6 protein-coding genes and 1 pseudogene are annotated in these 5293 nt (G+C 41.4%); 4 read left to right on the plus strand and 3 right to left on the minus strand.

Annotated features, from left to right (window positions below):
- Positions 1–199: 199 nt before the first annotated feature.
- Genes topA through dprA form a run of 3 tightly spaced genes read right to left on the minus strand, consistent with a single transcriptional unit; the run spans position 200 to position 4176 of the window.
- Positions 200–2590 carry a type I DNA topoisomerase gene (gene topA, locus PSN35_RS05685; protein WP_300030696.1) on the minus strand — a complete coding sequence of 797 codons (2391 nt, stop codon included), beginning with the start codon at positions 2588–2590 and terminating at the stop codon, positions 200–202.
- Complete coding sequence (locus PSN35_RS05690; protein WP_300030698.1) at positions 2590–3081, minus strand: DUF494 family protein; 492 nt, start codon at positions 3079–3081, stop codon at positions 2590–2592. Before PSN35_RS05690 ends, topA begins: the two co-directional genes overlap by 1 nt.
- Positions 3082–3087: 6 nt before the next feature.
- On the minus strand, positions 3088–4176 hold the full coding sequence (gene dprA, locus PSN35_RS05695) for a DNA-processing protein DprA (RefSeq protein WP_300030700.1): 1089 nt from the start codon (positions 4174–4176) through the stop codon (positions 3088–3090).
- A gap of 140 nt (positions 4177–4316) precedes the next feature.
- Here dprA and rpmH point away from each other — a divergent pair, with 140 nt between their 5' ends.
- The 4 genes and pseudogenes from rpmH to PSN35_RS05715 all read left to right on the plus strand — a co-directional run.
- The gene (gene rpmH / locus PSN35_RS05700) at positions 4317–4457 is read left to right on the plus strand and encodes a 50S ribosomal protein L34 (RefSeq protein WP_300030702.1); all 141 of its coding nucleotides are present in this window, start codon (positions 4317–4319) and stop codon (positions 4455–4457) included.
- A gap of 14 nt (positions 4458–4471) precedes the next feature.
- On the plus strand, positions 4472–4813 hold the full coding sequence (gene rnpA / locus PSN35_RS05705) for a ribonuclease P protein component (protein WP_300030704.1): 342 nt from the start codon (positions 4472–4474) through the stop codon (positions 4811–4813).
- Positions 4813–5028 (plus strand): membrane protein insertion efficiency factor YidD, encoded by a 216-nt coding sequence (gene yidD, locus PSN35_RS05710; RefSeq protein WP_300030706.1) that lies wholly within the window; start codon positions 4813–4815, stop codon positions 5026–5028. Before rnpA ends, yidD begins: the two co-directional genes overlap by 1 nt.
- Positions 5029–5055: 27 nt before the next feature.
- Positions 5056–5293: pseudogene (locus PSN35_RS05715) on the plus strand (membrane protein insertase YidC); the annotation flags it as partial.

Below are 5293 nucleotides of genomic sequence, written 5' to 3' on the forward strand. Positions count from 1 at the left end.
ACGGAAAAAACGTTCGTCTGACGCTTTTGAAACAGCTTTAAGAATATCGACCAATTCTTCGAAAGAATCCGCCTGCGGATTGGCAATAATAACTTCACTGACTAACAACATAACTATTTGTGATTTAACAATAAATGCTAGGTATTTTACACCGCAACCGTTAAAAAAGGCTGTGTGATAATAAGGCTATGGTGCGTGGTTATTTTTTCTTTGCGGGTTTTTTAGTGGTTTTGCTGGTAGCCTTTTTAGTAGTCGCCTTTTTAGGTGCGGATTTTTTACGCTTTTTCGCTTTAGTTTTTGGTTTTAGTTTGCCAGAAATGGCTTTTTTACACTCTTCAAGGGTTAGATCAGCCGGCTCTTTGTCGCCAAATATTTTCTTAATGGTGATATTTTTTTGACCGCTACCGCGTTTTTTGCCATTCCAAATATAAGGGCCGAATCGGCCATTCAGCACTTGAATTTCAGAGTCGTCAAAAGTTTTAATGATACGCTCTGCGTCAAATTTTTCTTTCGCAGCAATCAATTCTAGCGCCGTTGGCAGATCCACTTCTTCTGGCGTATGCTCTTTAAGTGAAACATATTTCTTACCATATTGAATGTAGGGACCAAATCGGCCGTAGTTCGCCTTAATTACGCCAAAATCATCGGTTTCGCCAACGGTGCGTGGCATATTAAACAACTCTAACGCCTCATCAAGGGTGATGGTCTCGATATCTAGTGTGCCTCTAAGTGCGGCGAATGTTGGCTTGTCTTCATCATCTTTATGGCCAATTTGCGCAAAGGCACCATAACGACCAAATCTAACGCTAACCGGCTTGCCTGATTTTGGATCTTCGCCAAGCTCACGCATGCCGTGCGTTTCTTCTCGAGAAATATCAGCAGCAGCTTCAATTTGTGCATGGAACGGATCGTAGAAATTCTTCACCACGTTCTTCCAAGGTACATTTTGAGTGGCTACCGTATCAAAGTCAGACTCCAACTTAGCCGTGAATTCATAATCGATGATGTTACTAAAGTTTTTAACCAGGAAATCATTCAGCAAATAAGCAACATTGGTTGGGAATAATTTATTTTTTTCCGCGCCCGTTGTTTCGCTAGGTCTAGATTCAACAATTGCATGGTCATTGATTTCAATTAAATCGTATTCACGCGCCACACCCTCTCGAGTTTCTTTGGTTACGTAGTTACGATCCTGTACGGTTGACACCATGGTGGCAAACGTTGACGGCCTACCAATGCCCATTTCTTCAATCTTTTTAACCAGTGAGGCCTCGGTATATCTTGGCTTAGCGCGAGAAAAGCTTTCTCTTGCGGCAAAACTGGCCAAGGTTAGTGCACTACCTTCTTGTAAATCTGGCAATAATTTATCATCAGCAGATAGATAATCATAAACTTTTAGAAAGCCTGGGAAGGTTAGCACTTCACCATTGGCCAAAAATAGCTCGTCGGTTGTTGAAATGCCGATTTTAATTTGTGTTTTTTGCAGTTGAGCATCACTCATTTGCGAGGCCAAAGTACGCTTATAAATCAAGCTGTACAGTTTTGCCGTTTGCTCATCCACCCCATAAATACTTGGCTTGGTTAAGTCAGTTGGTCGAATGGCCTCGTGCGCCTCTTGAGCACCAGCATCTTTGGTTTTAAATCTTCTAGGATGATGATACTGCGCACCGAACTCTTGCTTAATAACCGCTTCTGCCGCTTCAATTGCTGTTTCAGACAAAGTAACCGAGTCAGTTCTCATGTAAGTGATTGACCCTTCACGATATAGGTTTTGCGCAATGGTCATCGTCTGCTTAACAGAAAATCCGAGCTTTTGTGAGGCTTCTTGTTGCAGTGTTGAGGTGATAAAAGGCGCTTTGGGTGAGCGTTTAGACGGTTTTTTCTCAATCGAGGCAACCGTCAAATCAGCTGACAATAATTTGGTTGAAAAAGCCAAGGCTTCGTCTTTAGTGGCAAAATCTTTATTCAGCTTAACATCAAGCACTTCACCACTATCATTAACCAATTCCGCTTTAACCTTATAGGTAGAAACAGCACTATGCTGTGCGATCTCCCTTTCTCTTTCAACCACCAAACGCATCACTGGTGACTGCACACGCCCTGCTGAGCGCGCGCCTGAAATTTTGCGCCAAAGCACGGGTGAAATTTCAAATCCCACTAAACGATCAATAATTCTACGCGCCTGCTGTGCATCAACCAAATGGTAGTCTACCGTTCTTGGCTCAACAATGGCGTTAGTAATTGCACCTTTGGTAATTTCATGAAAGACAATTCTTGGTGTGTCTTTTGGCAACTTTAGCGCTTCAAGTAAGTGCCAAGCAATAGCCTCACCCTCGCGATCCTCATCGGTTGCGAGATAGACTTTTTCTGCAGTTTTTACTGCTCTTCTGAGTTCGGCCACCACCTTCTTTTTGTCAGCAGTTACTTCATAAGTGGGCTCAAAGTTATTCTCAATGTCAATGCCCATATTTTTTTTGGGCATGTCACGAATATGACCAATACTGGATTTCACCACATAGTCTTTACCCAAAAACTTTTCAATCGTTTTTGCTTTTGCAGGGGACTCGACAATAACTAAATTTTTAGCCATTATTGTAAGGTGCGATTTTCATCAAGAAAAACAATAGACTCTAGCCATTGAGCGGAAATTTCACCACCCGTACTATTGCCTAATACCATCATTACTACCCATTTAAGGTCGTCTAGTTCAATTTTAGTATCACCCAGTGTCATGACTTGCTCGATAATCATTTCGCGCTGGTTAGCATCAAGCTGGCCAATATTTTCCATGAATAGTAAAAATCCACGAGATTTAGCGCCTAGCTTTTGCTGCTCAGCTGGCGTATAAATACGCATACTGGATTGATAGATTGTATTAAACGGCTTAATCTTTCCATCTTGCAAGGTGGCAATATTTTCTAGCCAGCTCAAGGCTTTATCAATGCCCGCTACATCAAATCCGACATCTGATAAGTGCTCCTTAAGCTCGGTATCGTTTATTTCGTGCGCGTTATTTTGCTCTGCCTCTTCGAAAAGGTAGTCAAACATGTAAGTTAAAACATCGAGAATATTGTGTGTCATAATTCTTTATTTAATTAATACGTAACCCTGTGCATTGGTTTTTTCAATCCTATGATCAAGTTCTAAAAGTAACAACTCTTGCGTTACTAGTTGGGGACTTAGTTGGGTTTTTTCAACCAATTGGTCCACTGTCAAGGCTTCATAGCTGAGGCATTTTAATACTTTATACCCTGTTTTGTCCATCTCTTTTGTTGATTGGGTAATTTTCTCAACCGATTTATTGCTTAATAATTGCCCAGGAAGCTCCTCAATAATATCAGTAATATCTCCCGTGAGCTTTGCCCCCTGCTTGATCAATTCATGGCAACCTTCAGCCAAAGGATTATGAATAGAGCTTGGAATAGCAAACACCTCTTTACCTTGCTCTGCTGCCAATCTAGCAGTGATCATGGTGCCACTTTTAATGGTAGCTTCTACAACCAAACACCCTAAACTTAAACCGCTTATCAGTCGATTTCGCCTTGGAAAATTACTGGCTATGGGTGATGTGCCAATAGCAAATTCTGACACCAAAGCCCCTTGCAAGGATATTTGATGCGCCAAGGCTTTATGCTTTGCCGGATAAATACGATCCAAGCCTGTGCCACAAACAGCAATAGTTTTGCCACCCGCTTCCAATGCGCCAATATGCGCTTTTGCATCAATGCCGCTGGCCATACCTGAAGTAATGGTCAATCCAGATTTAGCCAGCCCTTGTGCAAATTGCAAGGCGTTTTGTTCGCCGCCTGTACTCGGATTTCGACTACCAACAATAGCGAGTTGTGGCTCGCTCAAACATGACACGTCACCTCTAACATAGAGCAGTGGTGGTGGATCAGCAATGGTTTTTAATTGCGCTGGGTAGCTCTGGTCAATTAAAGTAAGAATATGACAATGTTCATTATTTTGCCAATCAAGATCAGCTTGCACCAAGGCAACATCAGCCACTTCAAAATAGTCTAGGGTTTGTTTTTTAAATAGCCCCGATGCCAACCTTTGCGCATGACTCGCTAAAAAAACTTGTTGTGGCGATTCAAACAGCTCCAACGCTTTATAAAAGGTCTTAACCCCCAGATAAGGCGCTTTTAATAATAGTAGCCAATAAACTAAATCCACCGATATTGTTTCCAGAATATATAATGAATGATTATTGTAGCATTTTATTTGGCCAATCGCTTCATCTATATTCATCACAGGTAATACAAAGCACATTTAGTTATGGTAAAATTGCAAGATTTTATTGAGCGATATTCATTATGAAGCAAAAGAGAACCTTTCAACCGAGTGTTATTAAACGTAAACGTAAGCACGGTTTCAGATCAAGAATGAGCACTAAGGCAGGACGCGCTGTTATCAACGCACGCAGAAAGAAGGGACGTAAGCGCTTAACTGCTTAATACCAACACTGTAAATGTCTTTTAGATTAACCCGCCAATCTAAAATATTAACACCTAGTGAATATAAATCCATTTTCAATAATGGCAACATGACTAGGGGGAAATATTGGCAGGTTATGGCTGTTAAGACAGGCACATCCAAAGCCAAACTCGGGCTTGCAATTTCTAAAAAAGTACATCGTTTAGCGGTTGAAAGAAACCGCTTTAAACGTATTGCGCGCGAAGCTTTTAGGTTGCAGCAGGCTCATCTGAAAGACTGGGAGCTTGTGGTCATGGCTAAACATGCCAAACCTGCAAACAATGCAACCATTGCACAGGATTTGCTCGCATTGCTTAATAAAGTGACGGCCAAGTAATGCGCTATTTGCTATTAATACCGATCAAATTCTACCAGCTAGTGATCAGCCCTTGGCTAGGGTCTAATTGTCGATTCCAGCCAACTTGCTCTCAATATGCCTATGACAGCGTTAAGCTTCACGGCTTCTTTAAGGGGTTTGCATTAAGCGCAAAACGCATTGGTAAATGTCATCCATGGCATGAGGGCGGATTTGACCCAGTACCTAAAAAATAACTTAATTCAACTAATACAAAAAAATCGATGAACAATCAAAAATTCTTTCTAATTGTCGCTATTCTTCTGAGTTTATTCTTACTAAAAGAGCAGTGGGATAGGCAACATACTGTTGATGCCAACGGTAATTTAATCTACCAGCAGAAAACATCAAACGCCGCTAGTGTAACTAACGACGATAAAAACCTGAATGTACCAAGTGCCATTGTTACCCATTCAAGCCCTGATGTGCCCGTTACCAAAAGTACAAACGACAACTCTTATG

The organism is Candidatus Thioglobus sp. (assembly GCF_028599055.1).
GTDB lineage: Bacteria > Pseudomonadota > Gammaproteobacteria > PS1 > Pseudothioglobaceae > Thioglobus_A.

Bases quoted from the DNA above. Each gene is read 5' to 3' on its own strand.
- topA (WP_300030696.1), bottom strand. From the start codon at position 2,590: ATGGCTAAAAATTTAGTTATTGTCGAGTCCCCTGCAAAAGCAAAAACG.
- PSN35_RS05690 (WP_300030698.1), bottom strand. From the start codon at position 3,081: ATGACACACAATATTCTCGATGTTTTAACTTACATGTTTGACTACCTT.
- rpmH (WP_300030702.1), top strand. From the start codon at position 4,317: ATGAAGCAAAAGAGAACCTTTCAACCGAGTGTTATTAAACGTAAACGT.
- rnpA (WP_300030704.1), top strand. From the start codon at position 4,472: ATGTCTTTTAGATTAACCCGCCAATCTAAAATATTAACACCTAGTGAA.
- yidD (WP_300030706.1), top strand. From the start codon at position 4,813: ATGCGCTATTTGCTATTAATACCGATCAAATTCTACCAGCTAGTGATC.